The organism is Paractinoplanes bogorensis, from assembly GCF_018829635.1.
GTDB lineage: Bacteria > Actinomycetota > Actinomycetes > Mycobacteriales > Micromonosporaceae > Actinoplanes > Actinoplanes bogorensis.
The window spans coordinates 191363-208400 of record NZ_JAHKKG010000014.1; the positions used below are offsets into that span (position 1 = coordinate 191363).

A 17038-nucleotide genomic window follows, 5' to 3' on the forward strand; every position below is an offset into this window, starting at 1 on the left:
GCCCGCATGCCGGACACCACACCGACCTGGCGCGCCGTCGAGGACGAGGTCGTCCGCGGCCGTCAACGCCTGATCTTCGTCCGCGACGACGACCGCTACCTGCTGACGACGCTCGGCGTCTTCGCCGACGGGGTGGTCGTCTGGCGTTGGCAGACCACGGATTTCGACGGGCTGCGGGCCGCGCTCGACGACGGCACCCTGACCCTGGCCCCGCCCGCAGGTTCCCCGGTCACCGTCAGCGACACGGCCACGGGTTCGGCGTGGCTGGAATCGTTCCGGACGCCCGAGCAGGTGCTCGCCGACCTGGCCGACGAGGTGGACCGGCTCAACGACCGCCCCGACTCGGCCGGACGGTGCCGCGAAGCACTGGACGCCTACGCCGCCGACCCGGCCCCGGACGGCCTGGCGCTCGTGCGGTCGCGTTACCACGCAGTTCCCGAACACCGGCGGATCTACATGCTCGGCGACATGGACCACAACGACGTGCCGGTGCGGGTGCTGCTCGCCGAACTGGGCGAGGAGATCCCGGCCCGGCGGCCGGGGAGCACGCTCACGGTGACGGCCGAGACGCGGGAGTGGGCGCTGGAATACTTCCGCCGCGGTGAGCGGGCGGTGGCCGAGTCGCGGGAGCGGGACGAGGCCGACGGTCCGCAGACGACGATGCCCCGGCGGGTGGGCGGGCACGTATATCCGAACGGCTGGCCGTCACCGCCCGGTCCCGAGGTCCTGCAGATCGACTATCCGGCTCCGGTCGTGCACGACGGCCGGGAGTACCCCACGGTCATGCACGCCTACTGGGCACTGTCCACGTCGGACGGCGCGTGGCACGACCGGATCGCCGCCGCCGGTCGCGGGCTGGACGCCCGCCGCCTGGGCCAGGAGGCACCCCGCCGCGACGACTGGCCCGCGGTCCGGCTCGGGGTGATGGCCGCACTGCTGCGCGGCAAGTTCGAGCAACACCCCGAGCTGGCCCGCGAACTGATCGCCACCGGCGACGACCGCCTGCTCTACGTCGACTGGAGTTCGAGCTTCTGGAGCTCCACCGGCACCAACTGGCTGGGCCGTCTGCTGGAGCTGGTCCGTTCCGAGCTCACGTGAGGGCTGGGGCCGGGCCGGCTTGGCGGAGCCGGCCCGGCCTGGCCGGGCGTGTCCGGCGGATCGCGCGGGACACGCCCGGGCCGGTCAGCGGCCCTGCAGGCGCTTCACGTTGTCGCCGAAGGTCCAGCCCTTCGAGCCGTCCCAGTTGATCGACCAGGTCATCAGGCCCTTGATGTTCGGGACGCTGTTGTAGGCCTGCGTGACCAGGGCCGGGGTCATGTAGCCGCCACCGGCACCGGGCTGGGCGGGCAGACCGGGGACCTGCTTGTCGTACGGGATCCGGATCGTCGTGCCCTGGATGGTCAGCCCGTTGGCCAGGCACTGCGTCTGGACGGTGAAGCCCTGCACGGTGCCCGCGCCGTACGAGTCGCCGGAGCAGCCGTACATCGAGCCGTTGTAGTACTGCATGTTCAGCCACCACAGCCGGCCGTTGTCCAGGTACTTCTTGATGATCGGCAGGTACGAGCCCCAGATCGAGCCGTAGGTGACGCTGCCGCCGGTGACGTAGGCGGTCTCGGGGGCCATGGTCAGGCCGAAGTTGGACGGCATGGCAGCCAGCACGCCGTCGATGATGCGGATCAGGTTGGCCTGCGAGGTCGACAGCTGGTTGATGTTGCCGCTGCCGGTCAGGCCGGTCTCGATGTCGATGTCGATGCCGTCGAAGCTGTACTGCTTGAGGATCGGCACGATGGTCGTCACGAACCGGTCGGCGACGGCGCTCGAGCTCAGGTCGATGCCCGCGGTCGCGCCGCCGATCGACATCAGGATGGTCGCGCCCTGCTGCTTGGCCGCGCAGATCTCGGTCGTGGTCGGCACCCGCACGCCGGCGTCCATGCCGTTCTCCCACAGCACCGTGCCGTCCGAGCGGATCACCGGGAAGGCCGCCATCAGCACGTTGTAGCCGTGCTGGCTGATCCGGCTGTCGTTCATCGGAATCCAGCCCATGCCCGGGTGCACGCCGTTGGAGGCGCCGTCCCAGTTCTCCCAGTAGCCCTGCAGCACCTTGCCCGCGGGCTTACCGCGAACGGCACACCCGACAGGCGGGGTGGTGGGCGGGGTGGTGGGCGGAGTCGTCGTGGGCGGCGGAGTGGTGGCGGGCGGGGTCGTCGGAGGGCGGGTGGTCGGCGGGGTCGTGCCGGGCGGCGGAGTGGTGGGCTGGCCGGTGCAGGCGCCGAGGTCGGTCCACAGTGACGGCGTGGCGGCCGGGTTCCAGCCCGCGCCCGGATAGGCGGTGTGCGTCACGAGCGCCTGGTAGTTACGCGAGTTGTAGGCGACCTGCTGGCCGGCGGTGTAGGTGCGGCCCTCGACCCAGAATGTGCCCGCGCACGTCACCGCCGCGGAGGCCGTGCCCCCGCCGGTGATCACGGCGACGGCGAGTCCGCCGGCCGCCACTCCGAGCGCTGCGGACAGCGCCACCAATCTCCGACGAACACCCATGGCGACTCCCTCAGTGCGCATGTGACCTGCGTTACGCACATCATGGAGTTCACATCTATAAATATCAAGGGTTCTTAACAGTTAGCGGCAAACCGAGATAGGCCGCGTACGGGTCCAGGGCTTTCGCGGCCGCGTCGCGATCTTTCTTGGTGAAGCTGGTCAATGGCTCGACGGTCACGGTGACGCCCTTGGCGGTGAGCGTACGGGTCCAGGTCGCGCGCACCCGCCCCCGCTGCACGAGCGTCGACCGGAACACCCCGTTGCCGCCGGGCACAATCGCGTCGACGTTGTCCGTCATCAGCGAGCGGTCTTTGTAGCCCAGCATGAATTCGTCGAACCCCGGAAGCGCGAGCCACCCGTCACTCCCACCCGCCGCAGCCTCAGTGCCACCCGCCGCCGCGATGTCGGGCGTCGCGCCGTCGAGGAGTGCGGTCGCCGCGAACATCGGCGTGCCGTCGACGTCGACCGTGGCCAGGGCGTCGCCGTTCTCGGCGATGCCGGCCCGGCAGTCGGTGACGGTGAGGCCGGTCCAGCCGACGAAGTCCTTCAGCGTCGCCGGCCCGTGACTGCGGAAGTAGCGCAACGCGATGATGCCCAGCGCCTCCTCGCGCGCGGGCCGATTCGGCGCCGGCACCCACTCGTCGAGCAGCACGAACGTCTGCTCCTTGCCGACATGGGGCGCGATGGCCGTGACGCCGCGCTGGGCGGAATACCAGAGCAGGTGATAGCCCCGCTGCCCGGTGACCTCGACGCCGCCGTCGGTGATCGCGGCCAGGCACTCGGCCCGGGTGAGCCGCCCGCCCTTGAGGGCGTCGCCGAGAATGTCGACCGCGCGATCGACCGTCGCCTCGTCGAGCCCGAGCGTCTCGCGTCGCTTGTTCGCACCGGCGAGCGCCCGCACACCCATCAGCTCGAGCATCCAGTGCACGTCGGCCGAGGGGACGAAGTGGACCGTCCCGCGCATGGGCCACGTACGGAGAACGGATTTGTCCTCAAGAGCCGCGTTGACGTCAGCGAGGGTGGACCCGGGCAGCCGGCAGCCCAGCGACCACAGGCCGCTGTTCACATCCTGCGCCTGCATCGCCCCGAACCACTCGACGATGCCCGCGACCGAGCCCGGCGCGTTGCCGCGCAGCAGCAGGCTGGTCATCCGCAGGCCCAGGGCCGCCGCTTTGTCCATGCGACGACCCTAGAGCCCGGGTACGACAAAAATCAGCGGCCGCGCTGCGACCGGTACAGCTTGATCAGCGCGTTGGTCGACGAGTCGTCGTCCTGCGCCGGGGCCGACGACGAGGTCAGCTTGGGCGCCAGCTGGTTGGCCATCACCTTGCCGAGCTCGACACCCCACTGGTCGAACGAGTTGATCTGCCAGATCGTGCCCTGGGTGAACGTGATGTGCTCGTACAGGGCGATCAGCTGACCGAGCACGGCCGGCGTCAGCGACTCGGCGATGATCGTGGTGGTCGGGTGGTTGCCCTGCATGACGCGGTGCGGCGCGATCTCGGGCGAGGTGCCCTCGGCCAGCACCTGGTCGATCGAGCGGCCGAAGGCCAGCGCGCCGGTCTGGGCGAAGAAGTTCGACATGAACAGGTCGTGCATCTCGCCGATGTCGTGGTTGGGCTTGCTGAACCCGATGAAGTCGGCCGGGATCATCTTGGTGCCCTGGTGGATCAGCTGGTAGAAGGCGTGCTGCCCGTTGGTGCCGGGCTCGCCCCAGAAGACCTCGCCGGTCTGGAAGCTCGCCGGGGAGCCGTCGAGGCGTACGGACTTGCCGTTGCTCTCCATCGTGAGCTGCTGGAGGTAAGCGGCGAAGCGGTGCAGATATTGCGAGTACGGCAGGATCGCGTGCGACTGGGCGCCCAGGAAGGTGTCGTACCAGACGTTGAGCAGGCCGAGCAGCGCCGGGACGTTCGACTCGAGCGGCTGGGTGCGGAAGTGCTCGTCGACCGTGTGGTAGCCGGCCAGCATGTCGGCGAAGTGCTCCTTGCCGACCGCGATCATCACGGACAGGCCGACCGCCGAGGGCAGCGAGTAGCGGCCGCCCACCCAGTCCCAGAAGCCGAACATGTTGGCGGTGTCGATGCCGAAGCCGGACACCCGGTCGGCGTTGGTGCTGACCGCCACGAAGTGCTTGGCCACCGCGTCGGCGCCGGCCCCGTCGCCCAGACCCGCGAGGAGCCAGTTGCGGGCCTCGGTCGCGTTGGTCAGGGTCTCCTGGGTGCCGAACGTCTTCGAGCAGACGATGAAAAGCGTGGTCGCCGGGTCGAGGTCGTGGGTCTTCTCGTACAGGTCGGTGGGGTCGATGTTGGAGATGAACCGGCACTCGATGTCGGGCGATTTGAAGGCCTTGAGCGCCTCGTACGCCATCACGGGGCCGAGGTCGGAGCCACCGATCCCGATGTTGACGACGGTCTTGATGCGCTGACCGGTGTGCCCGGTCCACTCGCCCGAGCGCACCTTGTCGCTGAAGGCGCCCATCCGGTCGAGCACCTCGTGCACCTCGGCCACCACGTCCTGCCCGTCGACCACCAGGTTGGCGTCGCGCGGCAGGCGCAGGGCGGTGTGCAGCACCGCGCGGTCCTCGGTCACGTTGATGTGCTCGCCGGCGAACATGGCACCGATCCGCTCGCGCAGCCCGGCCCGGTCGGCCAGGGCCAGCAGGGCGGTCAGCACCTCGTCGGTGACCAGGTTCTTGCTGTAGTCGACGGTGAGATCGGCGACCTGCGCGGTCAGGCGCTCACCGCGTTTCGGGTCGCTGCCGAAGAGGTCGCGCAGGTGCACGGCGCCGAACTTCTCGGCCTGGCCCTGCAGCGTCTGCCACTCGGTGCTGTCGGAAACGTGTTCGCTCATTGCCCCAGTCTCTTCCTCGAACCCGGACTCTCGTCCCCATCCTGGCACGAAACGCGCTAGGCCGACGGCGACGCCGTGGAGATCACTTGGCGAACGACGCGTTCCATCGCGGGCATCACCTTCTCCGGATCCTCCCCCGCCGTCTGCAGCGCCACGCGGAAACAGGCGATCCCGATCTGCGAGGCCAGCAGGGCGAGCTCCGGTTCGGCGCCCCGGCTGCGCAACGCGCCCTCGAGGGCCTCGGCGATGCGCTGCATCTTGCGGCCGGAGCGGTCCTGCAACTCGGGCACGGTCGCGATCAGGCGTTGCCGTACGGCGAACATCGTCGGGTCGCCGATGATGATGTCGCGCTTGTCGCTGGCCAGGTGCCAGAGCTGGATCAGCGCCTCGCGCAGATCATGCGGGGCGGACGCCGGGTCGCCGTCACCGGCCGTGCCGAACTCGGAGACCAGGCGCTCCTCGTCGGCGAAGAGCACCTCCTGCTTGTCGCCGAAGTAGCGGAAGAACGTGGTGCGGCCGACCAGGGCCCGGGACGCGATGTCGGTGACCGACACCTGGGCGAACCCGCGCTCCTCGAACAGCGCGAACGCCGCTCCGACGATGTGCTCGCGGGCCCGCTGCTGCTTGAGCTCGCGGAGTGTCATGCCCCCACCCTAGCGGATTGGAACCAAGTCCCGTACGGTACTGAGTACCAAAACGTACTCGGTACCGGCACGGACTCGGACCCAGGAGGAACTCATGCCCACGATCCTGATGAACGGCGCCAGCCGCGGCATCGGCCTGCACGCCGCCCAGCGCATGCTCGACGACGACCCCGGACTGCGGCTGATCGTCATGGCCCGCGGCGAACAGCCCGCCCTGCCCCGCACGACCGTCCTGCACGCCGATCTGACCTCACTCGACAGCCTGCGCAAGGCCGCGGCCCAGATCACCGAGCCGCTCGACGGCTACGTGGGCAACGCCGGCATCCAGATGACCGACGCGACCACCCCGACCGCCGACGGCTACGAGACGACGTTCGCGGTCAACGTGCTCGCCCACCACCTGCTGCTGCGCCTCGTGCCGCTGACCGACCGGGCCCGCGTCGTCATCACCGGCAGCGACGCCCACTTCGGCGACCTGCGGCACAACCTCGGACTGGTGCCCGCACCCACCTGGACCACCCCCGAGCAGCTGGCCCGGCCCAACCCGGCGATGAAGGGGCGCGGCGCCTACTCGACCAGCAAGCTCGGCGTCCTCTACCTGGTGCACGCCCTGGCCCGGCGCGGCGTCGACGCGTACACCTGGAACCCGTCCTTCACCCCGGGCACCGGACTGGTCCGCGCCGACCGGATCGGCAACGTGCTCTTCCGCCGCGTGTTCCCGCTGTTCCCGGGGGTCAACACGCCGGCCGGCGCGGGAGATCAACTGGCCGCCGCGGCGACGAAGACGATCGCCGGGCCGAGCGGCAGCTACATCGACCGATCGACCGTCACGAAGAGTTCCGCCGAGTCCTACGACGAGGCCCGCGAGGAGGAGCTGTACCGCGCCGCTGAGACCCTCACCTCATAGAACGCGCACAGCAAGGGCACAGAGCGGCCGTAGGGGCACAGCCGAACGTAGCTGCCATGACGACCCTGATGGAACGGCCCGCGGCCGCCTCGCAGCCCCGGCACGTGGCTCCGGCCGTACGAAAAGACCGCCGATGGCCGATCCTCGTCCTGCTGCTCGGCACGGCGGTGCTCTATCTGTGGGACCTGAGCGCGAGCGGCTGGGGCAACAGCTTCTACGCCGCCGCCGCGCAGGCCGGCGCGCAGAGCTGGAAGGCGTGGCTGTTCGGCTCGCTCGACGCGGGCAACGCCATCACCGTCGACAAACCGCCGGCCGCCATGTGGGTGATGGGCCTGTCCGCGCGCATCTTCGGCGTGAACAGCTGGGCCATCCTGGCTCCGCAGGCGCTGATGGGCGTGGCCAGCGTGTGGTTCCTGTACGCCGCGGTCAAGCGCTGGTTCGGCACCGCGGCCGGCCTGGTCGCGGGGGCGGCGCTGGCGCTCACCCCGGTGGCCGTGCTGATGTTCCGCTACGACAACCCCGACGCGCTGCTCGTGCTGCTGATGACGGCCGCGGCCTACACGACCGTACGAGCCGTCGAGAAGGCCTCGTGGAAGTGGCTCGCGCTGACCGGCGTCCTGCTCGGGTTCGGCTTCCTGACCAAGATGATGCAGGCGTTCCTGGTGCTGCCCGCGTTCGCGCTGGTCTACCTGATCGCCGCGCCGACCGGGCTCGGCCGGCGGATCCGTGACCTGCTGATCGCCGGCCTGGCGCTGATCGTCTCGGCCGGCTGGTACGTCGCCCTGGTGTCGCTGTGGCCGGCCTCGTCCCGCCCGTACATCGCCGGCTCGACCAACAACACCCTGTGGGAACTGGCCCTCGGCTACAACGGCCTCGGCCGCATCCTGGGCGGATCCGGCAACGGCGGTGGCGGGGGTGGCGGCAACACCGGCTTCGGCGGCGCCACCGGCATCGGCCGCTTGTTCGGCAGCTCGATGGGCCTGGAGATCTCGTGGCTGCTCCCGGCCGCGCTGATCGCCCTGGTCGCCGTGCTCGCCGCGACCTGGACCAGCCCGCGCACCGACCGGGCCCGGGCCGCCATGATCATGTGGGGCGGCTGGGTGCTCGTCACCGGCCTGACGTTCTCCTACATGAGCGGCACGATCCACCCGTACTACACCGTCGCGCTGGCCCCCGGCATCGCCGCGCTGATCGGCATCGGCGGCCGCGTGATGTGGCTCTACCGCTCGTCGCTGTGGGCTCGCCTGGTGCTGGCCGCGATGATCCTGTCCACCGCGGTCTGGGGCTGGGTGCTGCTCGGCCGCACCGACTGGCTTCCCGCCCTGCGCTGGGGTTCGCTCGTGCTCGGCGCCGTTCTCGCGCTGGCGATGCTGATGCCGCTGCGCAAGCTCGCGGTGGTTGCGCTGACCGCGGCCATCCTGTCGGCCGGGGCGAGTGGCGCGGCCTACGCCGGGGCGACGGCCACGGTCGCCCACACCGGGTCCATTCCGAGCTCCGGGCCGTCGTCGGCCGGCGGCATGGGCAGCGCCTTCGGCGGCGGAGGTACGGGGGCAGGCGGCTTCAACCGCAACGGTGGGGACGACGCTTCTTCGGGCGGCCCATCCAACTCCTCGACCAGCACGAGTTCGACGGACACGTCATCCGGGAACGCCACGTCGGGGTCGGCCTCTTCCAGCGGCCCGGGCAACGGCGGCCCGGGCGGCGAGTCCTCCAACACCGAGCTGAACACTCTGCTCGAGGCGAGCACGACCAAGTGGTCGGCCGCGATCAGCGGCGCCACCTCGGCCGCCTCGCTGGAGCTGGCCACCGGCACCTCGGTGATCGCCCTGGGCGGCTGGAACGGCAGCGACCCCTCCCCCACGCTAACCGAGTTCCAGGCCTACGTGGCGGCCGGCCAGATCCACTACTACATCTCGGGTGGCGGCATGGGCGGCGGCGGTCAGGGCGGTTCGTCCACCGACGCCGGCCAGATCGCCACCTGGGTCGCGGCCCACTACACGGCCACCACGGTCGGCAGCTCCACCGTCTACGACCTCACCCAGACGGCGAGTTAGTCCGGCCGGCAACAAAGCCCCGCGCCCCGGTCACCGGGACGCGGGGCTTCGTCGTGTCGCTCAGTAGACGGGCTGCTCGGCCGGGGCCGCGGGCTCATCGGCGGCGGGCTCGTCCTCCTGCACCGGGGAGCCGGTCAGCAGCTCGACCTCCCAGTGCTCGGTCAACGTCTCGCCCTCGTCCTCGGCTTCCAGATAGCTGCGCACCCGCACCCCGAGGCCGAGCTGGTTGGCCGCGCGCAAGTGCTCGGTCACCTCATCGACGCTGGTCAGGTAGTAGGTGGCGATCAGGGTCTCGTCCAGGTCAGTCACCGCACCAGGGTAGAAGCCCCCCTCACGTCCACCGGGGCCGGGCTGGCCGGCCCGTGATGCAATGCGCCGCATGAGCGAACCTGTGCTGGAGATGTTGTGGGAGCGGGACGACCCGGGCCAGGCTCTCGACCAGCGGTTCGGCTTCGACGACCCCGGCGCGGCCACCCGCTGGGTGACGGACACGCTGGACGAGCTGTGGGGCATCCGGGTCGACGCGTGCGAGCGGATCGTCATGAGCAGCGGCAACGCCCTCGCCTGGGTGCACACGCCATCCGGCCGGATGCTCGCGAAGTGGTCGGTCGTACCGGACCGGTTCGCCCGCCTGGCCGAGGTGGCCCGCCTCACCGCCTGGCTGGACGATCACGGGCTGCCGGTCTCGGCCCCCGTTCCCACCCTCGACGGTCGCCTGCAGGCCGAGTCCGGTGGCGTCTCCGTGGGCCTGCAACGGGTGATCGAGGGCGAACTGCTCGACACCGGCGACCCGGCTCAGGTGCGGGCGGCCGGTGCGATGCTGGCCCGGTTGCAGGAGGCGCTCGCGAAATACCCGGACGCGGACCGGCTGCCCGGCCCGGACCGGGTGGGCGCGCCGCTGGCCCAGCGGGTCGCGCAGGGCGGACATCTGCCCGCGGAGGCCCGGCCGGAGCTCCCCGATCTGCCGGGCCGCCAGCTCGTCCACTACGACTTCCGCTCGGCGAACGTGCTGATGGCGGGCGACCGGGTGGCCGCGGTCCTCGACCTCGAGGAGGCCCAGCCCGAGCACCGGCTCATCGAGCTGGCCCGCGCGGCGATCCTGCTCGGCACCCGCTATCACGACTGGGGTCCGGTGCCGGTCGAGGTCCACGCCGAGTTCGTGGCCGGCTATCGGGACGTGTGCCCGCTGACCCCGGATGAGGAGAGCTGGCTCGACGTGCTGTTGCTCTGGCAAGCCCTGGCGATGGTGCCGGCGGGAGACGACCCGACCGGGTGGGGGCCGTCCGCGTCGAGCCGGCTGGCGGCCGGGAGGCTCTGACCGCCCAGCCGGTCGGGCGTGACCGCCCGGGGTCGCACTCAGCCGGGCGAGCCTCGGGAAGCGGCGCTAGTGCGTTTGTGGAGTCGACAAGGCGTACGGGAAAAGCGGCGTAAGTGACGCACCTACCGCAAGTCCGGTCTTGAGCAGTTCGCCCGCGGCGGCGGACGGCAGCGGCCGCGAGAGGAGATACCCCTGGGCGAAGTCGCAGCCCATCATGCGCAGGGCGGCCAGCTGGGCCTCGTTCTCGATGCCCTCGGCGACCGTGGTCATGCCGAAGCGGTGCCCGAGGCGGATGATCGTGTCGACCAGCGGGTCGCCCTCGTGGTCGAGGCGGTCGATGAAGCTGCGGTCGATCTTGAGGACGTCCATCGGGAAGCGGCGCAGGTAGGCCAGGGACGAGTAGCCGGTGCCGAAGTCGTCCATGGCCAGCATGACGCCGAGGGCCTTGAGGCTGACGATGCGGGCCAGGTTCTCGTCGGTGTCGGTCAGCAGCACGCTCTCGGTCATCTCGAGGCACAGCTGATCGGCCGGCATGCCGGTCTCGGCCAGCACCGACGCCACCGTGGCGGCCAGGTCGCCCGCCTCGAACTGGCGCACCGACACGTTGACGGCCATCTTGAGCGGGCGGCCCCAGGCCACCGCCTGCCGGCACGCCTCGGCCATCACCCAGCGGCCGATCGGCACGATCAGGCCGGTCGACTCGGCGATCGGGATGAAGTCGAGCGGCGGCACCATGCCGCGGGTCGGGTGCTGCCAGCGCACCAGGGCCTCGAAGCCGATGATCTCGCCTGTGGCCAGGTCGACCGTGGGCTGGTAGTGCAGCACGAACTCGTCGCGGTCGAGGGCCCGGCGCAGGTCGTCGGCGAGCTCGAGGCGCTGCACCAGCGCGTCGTGCATGGCCGGGTCGTACGTCGCGTAGACGCCGCCGCCCGCCTCCTTGGCCTTGTACATGGCCAGGTCGGCGTTGCGCTGGAGCTGCTCGATGTCGCCGTCGGCCGGGGCCGCGGCGATGCCGATGCCCGCGCCGACGTGCAGTTCGCGGCCGTCGAGTTCGATCGGCTCGTCGAGGCGGCCGAGGATCCGGGCGGCGAGGGCTTCGGCGTCGGCGTGGGCGTCGGGCGACTCGACCATGACGGCGAACTCGTCGCCGCCCAGGCGGGCCACGACGTGCGGGGCGGGCACGGCCTGGAGCAGCCGTTCGGCCACCCGCACCAGCAGCTGGTCGCCGGCCGCGTGCCCGAGGCTGTCGTTGACCTCCTTGAACCCGTCGAGGTCGAGGAAGAGCACCGCCACCGGGTTGCGGGTGGCCGCCGCGGCCAGCTGTTCGCGGAACAGCGCGCGGTTGACCAGCCCGGTCAGCCCGTCGTGGTAGGCGTCGTGGCGCAGCTGGTCCTGCAGGTGCTGGGCGTCGCTGATGTCGCGGGTGTTGAACACGAGTCCCTGCACGTACGGGTCGTCCATCAGGTTGGTGACCGTCATCTCGGACAGCCGCCAGGTGCCGTCCTGATGCGGCAGCGTCACGTGGATCGTCGTGATGCCACCGGGGCGTTCGAGGGCCTCGTCCAGGGCCGCCTGGATGATCGGTCCGGACCGCCCTCCCACGACGTCGACCAGACGCCGGCCGACGATGGCGGCGGCCGGGAAGCCGTAGAGGCGCTCGATCGACGAGCTCTGGTAGCGCACGGTCGAGTCGGCCTCGAGGATCGCCAGCGAGTCCGAGCTCTGGTCGACCAGCGCGCGGAACCGCTGCTCGGAGGTGGCGAGATCGGCCGTCCGGCCGGTGACCCGCTCCTCGAGCCGGCGGGCCAGCTGACGGTTGTCGAGCACGAGGATCACCTCGCGCAGCACGATGAGCGCGATGGACAGGAACCGGCACCAGGTGAAGACGGCCGAACTGGTGTGCCCGGCGGCCAGCCACACGGTGCCCGAGACCACGGCGCCGAGCACGGCCAGGTAGGGCAGCAGCAGGCTCGGCGTCCGGCGGCGGGCCTGGGTCTCGGCGTCCGGCTCCTCGTCGACGCGGTTCATGGCCGCCGCCCGCAGCGCCGCGATCAGCAGGAACGCGAAGGCGGCGAACTGACCGGCGGACGGCAGCGACATCCACCGCCAGGCGTCGCCGACGATCAGGCCCACGGCGACGCTGTCGGTGACGGCCAGCAGCAGCAGGCCCAAGCTGATCAGGACGAGCGTGGACGAGCCGCGGTAGCCGCGGTGCCAGCGGGCGAGGGCGGCGATCGCGACGGTGCCCAGCACGACGTCGGCCATCGGCGCGGCGATCAGGCTGAGCCGGCCCGCCTCCTCGGCCGGCAGCACCACCAGGTGCCAGCTGGTCATCAGCAGCGACACCGCGACCAGCAGGGCGTCGACGGCACTGCGGACCTGAGCGAGCCGGGACTGCCGGGGTTTCGGGACGACGAACAGGCAGACGGTGACGATCGTGACCAGCGCGACGTGGCCGAAGCCGCGGACCGGTCCACCGGCGAAGACTCCCACCGAACCGGCCAGGGCACCGGTGCCGAGCCCGATCCAGGCGGTCCGGGTTCCCCCGTCGCGCCGGCGGACCACCCGGGCGGCCGCGACGGCGGCGGCGAGAGCGGTCAGTGCGGTGATCACGTTGATCGTCAGGTGGCCGGCTGTGGCGGCCAGCACGGCGGCCGCGGCCAGCACGAGCAGCGGGACCGTCATGCTCTGCAGAATCGGGTCGGCGGGCGGCCACCTGAGGAAACGGCGACGGCGGCCTCCCCCGTACGGGAAAGACCGCCGCCGCTCAGATCACTTCTTCTTCTTGTTCTTCTTGTCTTTCTTCTTGTCCTTCTTCGACTTCTTGGCCATGGCGGAGCCTCCCTGGAGTCGATCTCGCTACTGCCGAGCGTTAACGCTACGGAAATTCGCGACGACGGGAAGCCCAACGCAGATGAACATCAGGTGTCCGGAGCCCCAGGGGCACCGGTCAGCCCAGCTTCACCTTGAAGATCGGGTCGGCGGCCAGCTTCTTGAACGCGGCCAGCGCCGACTGCGTGCTGTCGATGCTGATGTCGCGGTCGCCCTCGTCGTCCTTCTTCGTGTCGAAGTACACGATCGCCTTGATCGCCGGGCGCTTGGCCAGCTCGGGCAGGACGCTGTTGTAGACGGCGGACTTGTCGGTGGTCTTGCCGACGCGGTGGTAGGCACCCCACTCGGCGATCATGATCGGCTTGGCCGCGTGCTGCTTGGTCGCCCAGTCGTACCAGTTGGTGCCGCCGCCGGTCGGGGCGCGGTCGAGCAGGTCGTTGAACTTGCCGTAGTGGTAGTAGCCGGCCTCGACGCTCACGTACGAGTCCAGACCCATCCAGTCGACGACGTCGTCACCGGGGTACAGGTCCTTCCACCAGCTCTGGGCCATCCACTTCTCGTTGCCCATGTAGGCCATGACGTTGACGACGTTGGTGACGCCCTGGGCGCGCAGGCGCAGGATCGTGTGGCGGTACATCGCGGCGAAGTCCTTGGCCGTCATGCCGGAGCCGGCCGTGGCGACGACGTCGTTCTCGGGCTCGTGGTTGAGAACCAGGAAGAACTTCTTCCCGTACGCCTTGGCGCGCGCGGCGAACGCATCGATGCGCTTGTCCTGCTGGCCCTGGGCAACCTTGGCCCACGTCGAGCCGTACGCGATCTTCCAGTTGGTCAGGAGCACCCGGGGGGCGGCCGCGTCGTTCGTCATCGCGATCTCGGCCTTGGTCGGGAAGAGCTCGTCACCCTTGTGGTAGGTGTGGAAGATCGTCGAGGTGCGGCCGCTGAGCTTCTCCCAGTCCTTGAGGGCCTGGTCGCGCGGGGCGGTGGTGAAGCCACCCGCGGCGGCGCCCCAGAGCACGCCGCACGACGGGACGAGGTTGGCACCGGTGGTGCAGTTCTTGTAGTCCGTCGCGGGCACCGGCGGCGACACATCCGTGTCCGTGGTGACCTCGAGGACCGGGGCGCCGGACTTGGCCTCGGCCGAGTTGAAGCGCACGGCGGCACCGGTCGAGGACAGCGCGAACGAGTACGTGCCCGGGCCCTTGACGATCTTGCCCAGGTCGGCGATCAGCGTCGCGCCGGGGACGGCGCTGGAGACGACCGCGCCGAGCGCCGGGGCGGTGGCGGCGGTGAGCTTGCCCTCGGTCCAGCCGGTGCTGGCGACCTGGCGGATCGAGACAGTGCTGGCCGACGCGGCCTGCGTGGTCAGGATCAGGCGGGCCCCGGCGACCTTGGTGCCGGCCGGGACGGCGAACTTGAGGAACGAGGTCTTGATCTCCTTGCCGATGACCCCGGCGACCAGCTTGGTCTCGCCACCGAAGGCGACCGAGGTACGGGCGCTCGACACGTAGGTGTCGTCGCCCGCGGCGATCTTGATCGTGCCGGCGGCGTGGGCCGGGCTCGCGATCGCCGCCATGCCGGTGGCACCGGCGAGCACCGCGGTCAGCACCGAGAACTGCTTACGCATCTTCTCTCCCCCGTTCTGTCCGGCCGTTGTCGGCCGGGCATGAGAAGAGATTCCGGGGTCCGCGGTGCGCGTCCAGTGCCCGCGACGGTGCGATCAGGTTGCGGGGGCCGTTTTCCTCAAGTCTTGCTTTTCGGTGCTTTTCCCGGGTAGGCCAGTTCTCATGGAACCGATCATCGACGGGCACAACGACCTGCCCATGCAGCTGCGCGGACGCTACGGATACCGGGTCGAGGGCCTCGACGAGCCGCGCCCCGAACTGCAGACGGACATCCCGCGGCTGCGGGCGGGCGGGGTCGGGGGCCAGTTCTGGTCGGTCTACGTGCCCGGCGACCTCGGCGAGCCCGAGGCGGTGGTGGCGACGATGGAGCAGATCGACGCGGTCTACCGGATGGTCGCCGCCCATCCGGACGACCTGGCCATCGCCTGCAGCGCCGACGACGTCGAGCGGGCTTTTCAGAGCGGGCGGATCGCCTCGCTGATCGGCATCGAGGGCGGGCACAGCCTGGCCACCTCGCTCGGGGTGCTGCGGGCGTTCGCGCGGCTCGGGGTGCGCTACGTGACGCTGACCCACAACGAGAACACCTCGTGGGCCGACTCCGCCGTGCGCCCGCCCGCCGTGGCCGGCCTCAACGACGACGGACGGGCGATCGTCCGCGAGATGCAGCGCATCGGTGTTCTCGTGGACCTCTCGCACGTGGCGCCGGTGACGATGCACGCCGCCCTCGACACGGCGTTCGCCCCGGTGATCTTCAGCCATTCCGGCGTACGGGCCCTGCACGACCATCCGCGCAACGTGCCCGACGACGTGCTGGCCCGGCTGCGCGACAACGGTGGCGTCATCCAGCTGACCTTCGTCGCCCCGTTCCTGACCGCCGAGTACCGCGCCTGGATGGTCGCCGCCGAGGCCGAATGGGAGCGCCTCGGTCCGCCGCCGCGCCCGGCCGACTGGCCGCGCGCCCCGCGCCCGGCCGAGGACCCGGCGACGATGCCCGACTGGCCCGACCCCGACCCGTTGACCGTGCCCGGGTTCGCGTCCTGGGTGGCGGCGAACCCACGCCCGCCGGTGACCGTGGCCCACGTCGCCGACCATGTGGAACACGCCCGCGACGTGGCCGGCGTCGACCACATCGGCCTGGGCGGCGACTACGACGGCACCACGGACCTGCCCGAGGGCATGGGCGACGTCTCGGGTTACCCGCTGCTGTTCACCGAACTGTCCGGCCGCGGCTGGTCCGCCGACGACCTGGGCAAGCTGGCCTCACGCAACATCCTGCGCGTGCTGCGCGAGACGGAGCGGCTGGCGCAGGAGCCACTCTGGCCCCGGCCTTCCTAGGCACGCTTGCGCCAGCTGGTCGGGACGCCGTCGAGGCCGGTGTCGTGCTGGCCCTTGCCGGTGCGGTTCATCATCCAGATCTCGGGGGCGGTGGAGTAGCCGGGGAAGTCAGGGTTGAACTCACCCGGGCCGCGCCCGTAGACGAGCCACCGCCCGTCGGGCGACCACAGCGGGGCGAACTCCACCACGTCCGGCGTGTCGGTCACCTGACGGGCCCGGCCGGTGACCGTGTCGACCAGCCACAGGTCGTTGTGGGCCTCGACGGCGAGGGTGACACCGTCCGGGTTCCAGGCCACCCGGTACGCGTCGGCCAGGTCGGTCAGGGTCCGCTGCGACGAGCCGTCGGCCCGGAAGATCTGCACGCCCGGATAGGTGCCGACGGCGAACCGCTTGCTGCCCGGCGCCCACGACACGGTGAGATCGTTGTAGTCGTACGCGCCGGTGACGTCGGCCCACCCCGACTCGTAGCCCCGCGAGCTGACCTTCCAGATGTCACCGCACGACTCGGCGGCGATCCACTTCCCGTCCGGCGACCAGCGCGGCCAGGCCGGCCCGCACGGCGCCCCGACCAGCACCCGGTCCCCGGTGCCGCCGGCGCTCATGGCATGGAATTCGTACGACTCCACGTAGGCGATCTGCCGCCCGTCCGGCGAGTAGTCCGGGTACGAGTAGAGCGACATCGCCCGCTGATAGTCGACCAGCCCCGACCCGTCGAGCTTGGAACTGAGCAGCCGCCCCTGATCCCCGGTGGACCCGTCGAACTGGAGGTAGAGCAGGCGCCCGCCCGGCACCGGCCCGGCCGCGTGGGCCGCCGTGCCCGGCATCGTGACAAGCAGGAGAACCGCGGCCGCGACCTTGCTGAGCAGTCTCATGTGGATCGGCTTACCACGCCGTTGCGTCAGTCCTCAAGAACAACGTTTTTCGCGGAGCAGCCGCCGCCT

Annotated in this window: 13 protein-coding genes; 5 read left to right on the forward strand and 8 right to left on the reverse strand. The window is 70.7% G+C overall.

The annotated features are described in order from the left end of the window. Window positions 1–6: 6 nt before the first annotated feature. Window positions 7–1098 (forward strand): NADAR family protein, encoded by a 1092-nt coding sequence (locus tag KOI35_RS38185; RefSeq protein WP_215793888.1) that lies wholly within the window; start codon window positions 7–9, stop codon window positions 1096–1098. An 84-nt stretch (window positions 1099–1182) separates the two neighbouring features. Here the strand turns inward: KOI35_RS38185 and KOI35_RS38190 are convergent, their stop codons facing one another. The 4 genes from KOI35_RS38190 to KOI35_RS38205 all read right to left on the reverse strand — a co-directional run bounded on the left by KOI35_RS38190 (window position 1183) and on the right by KOI35_RS38205 (window position 6029). Beyond that, a complete protein-coding gene (locus KOI35_RS38190; protein WP_215793891.1) occupies window positions 1183–2535 on the reverse strand; it encodes a carbohydrate-binding protein in 1353 nt (450 codons plus the stop codon). A gap of 64 nt (window positions 2536–2599) precedes the next feature. Further along, window positions 2600–3715: a winged helix DNA-binding domain-containing protein gene (locus tag KOI35_RS38195; RefSeq protein WP_215793893.1), complete on the reverse strand. Its 1116-nt coding sequence runs from the start codon at window positions 3713–3715 to the stop codon at window positions 2600–2602. A 32-nt stretch (window positions 3716–3747) separates the two neighbouring features. Continuing rightward, entirely contained in the window at window positions 3748–5385 is a 1638-nt protein-coding gene (pgi, locus tag KOI35_RS38200) for a glucose-6-phosphate isomerase (RefSeq protein ID WP_215793895.1), read from the reverse strand. Window positions 5386–5441: 56 nt separating this feature from the next. Beyond that, a complete protein-coding gene (locus KOI35_RS38205) occupies window positions 5442–6029 on the reverse strand; it encodes a TetR/AcrR family transcriptional regulator (protein ID WP_215793897.1) in 588 nt (195 codons plus the stop codon). 94 nt (window positions 6030–6123) lie between these two features. On the opposite strand from KOI35_RS38205, the gene KOI35_RS38210 reads away from it, so the two are divergent. Together KOI35_RS38210 and KOI35_RS38215 are read left to right on the forward strand one after the other, a co-directional pair. Then, the gene (locus tag KOI35_RS38210) at window positions 6124–6936 is read left to right on the forward strand and encodes an SDR family NAD(P)-dependent oxidoreductase (RefSeq protein WP_215793900.1); all 813 of its coding nucleotides are present in this window, start codon (window positions 6124–6126) and stop codon (window positions 6934–6936) included. Window positions 6937–6992: 56 nt separating this feature from the next. Further along, window positions 6993–8990, forward strand: a complete 1998-nt coding sequence (locus KOI35_RS38215; RefSeq protein WP_246614436.1) for a glycosyltransferase family 39 protein — start codon at window positions 6993–6995, stop codon at window positions 8988–8990. A gap of 60 nt (window positions 8991–9050) precedes the next feature. Here the strand turns inward: KOI35_RS38215 and KOI35_RS38220 are convergent, their stop codons facing one another. Continuing rightward, window positions 9051–9299, reverse strand: coding sequence for a hypothetical protein (locus KOI35_RS38220; RefSeq protein WP_215793902.1), 249 nt, complete (start codon window positions 9297–9299; stop codon window positions 9051–9053). 61 nt (window positions 9300–9360) lie between these two features. Between KOI35_RS38220 and KOI35_RS38225 the strand changes: the two genes are divergently transcribed. Further along, entirely contained in the window at window positions 9361–10308 is a 948-nt protein-coding gene (locus KOI35_RS38225) for a phosphotransferase enzyme family protein (protein ID WP_215793904.1), read from the forward strand. Window positions 10309–10374: 66 nt separating this feature from the next. On the opposite strand, the gene KOI35_RS38230 is transcribed toward KOI35_RS38225, so the two are convergent. Together KOI35_RS38230 and KOI35_RS38235 are read right to left on the reverse strand one after the other, a co-directional pair. After that, the gene (locus KOI35_RS38230; protein WP_215793906.1) at window positions 10375–12993 is read right to left on the reverse strand and encodes a putative bifunctional diguanylate cyclase/phosphodiesterase; all 2619 of its coding nucleotides are present in this window, start codon (window positions 12991–12993) and stop codon (window positions 10375–10377) included. 265 nt (window positions 12994–13258) lie between these two features. Beyond that, the gene (locus KOI35_RS38235) at window positions 13259–14764 is read right to left on the reverse strand and encodes a CBM96 family carbohydrate-binding protein (RefSeq protein WP_215793908.1); all 1506 of its coding nucleotides are present in this window, start codon (window positions 14762–14764) and stop codon (window positions 13259–13261) included. Between the two features lie 160 nt (window positions 14765–14924). Between KOI35_RS38235 and KOI35_RS38240 the strand changes: the two genes are divergently transcribed. Continuing rightward, a complete protein-coding gene (locus tag KOI35_RS38240) occupies window positions 14925–16097 on the forward strand; it encodes a dipeptidase (RefSeq protein WP_215793910.1) in 1173 nt (390 codons plus the stop codon). Here KOI35_RS38240 and KOI35_RS38245 read toward each other — a convergent pair. Continuing rightward, window positions 16094–16969 carry a hypothetical protein gene (locus KOI35_RS38245; protein ID WP_215793912.1) on the reverse strand — a complete coding sequence of 292 codons (876 nt, stop codon included), beginning with the start codon at window positions 16967–16969 and terminating at the stop codon, window positions 16094–16096. The genes KOI35_RS38240 and KOI35_RS38245 overlap by 4 nt on opposite strands. Window positions 16970–17038 lie beyond the last annotated feature (69 nt).

What these genes read in the sequence shown, in the direction of transcription:
- KOI35_RS38185 (WP_215793888.1), top strand. Translation starts at nt 7, where the DNA reads ATGCCGGACACCACACCGACCTGGCGCGCCGTCGAGGACGAGGTCGTC.
- KOI35_RS38190 (WP_215793891.1), bottom strand. Translation starts at nt 2,535, where the DNA reads ATGGGTGTTCGTCGGAGATTGGTGGCGCTGTCCGCAGCGCTCGGAGTG.
- KOI35_RS38195 (WP_215793893.1), bottom strand. Translation starts at nt 3,715, where the DNA reads ATGGACAAAGCGGCGGCCCTGGGCCTGCGGATGACCAGCCTGCTGCTG.
- pgi (WP_215793895.1), bottom strand. Translation starts at nt 5,385, where the DNA reads ATGAGCGAACACGTTTCCGACAGCACCGAGTGGCAGACGCTGCAGGGC.
- KOI35_RS38205 (WP_215793897.1), bottom strand. Translation starts at nt 6,029, where the DNA reads ATGACACTCCGCGAGCTCAAGCAGCAGCGGGCCCGCGAGCACATCGTC.
- KOI35_RS38210 (WP_215793900.1), top strand. Translation starts at nt 6,124, where the DNA reads ATGCCCACGATCCTGATGAACGGCGCCAGCCGCGGCATCGGCCTGCAC.
- KOI35_RS38215 (WP_246614436.1), top strand. Translation starts at nt 6,993, where the DNA reads ATGACGACCCTGATGGAACGGCCCGCGGCCGCCTCGCAGCCCCGGCAC.
- KOI35_RS38225 (WP_215793904.1), top strand. Translation starts at nt 9,361, where the DNA reads ATGCGCCGCATGAGCGAACCTGTGCTGGAGATGTTGTGGGAGCGGGAC.
- KOI35_RS38230 (WP_215793906.1), bottom strand. Translation starts at nt 12,993, where the DNA reads ATGACGGTCCCGCTGCTCGTGCTGGCCGCGGCCGCCGTGCTGGCCGCC.
- KOI35_RS38235 (WP_215793908.1), bottom strand. Translation starts at nt 14,764, where the DNA reads ATGCGTAAGCAGTTCTCGGTGCTGACCGCGGTGCTCGCCGGTGCCACC.
- KOI35_RS38240 (WP_215793910.1), top strand. Translation starts at nt 14,925, where the DNA reads ATGGAACCGATCATCGACGGGCACAACGACCTGCCCATGCAGCTGCGC.
- KOI35_RS38245 (WP_215793912.1), bottom strand. Translation starts at nt 16,969, where the DNA reads ATGAGACTGCTCAGCAAGGTCGCGGCCGCGGTTCTCCTGCTTGTCACG.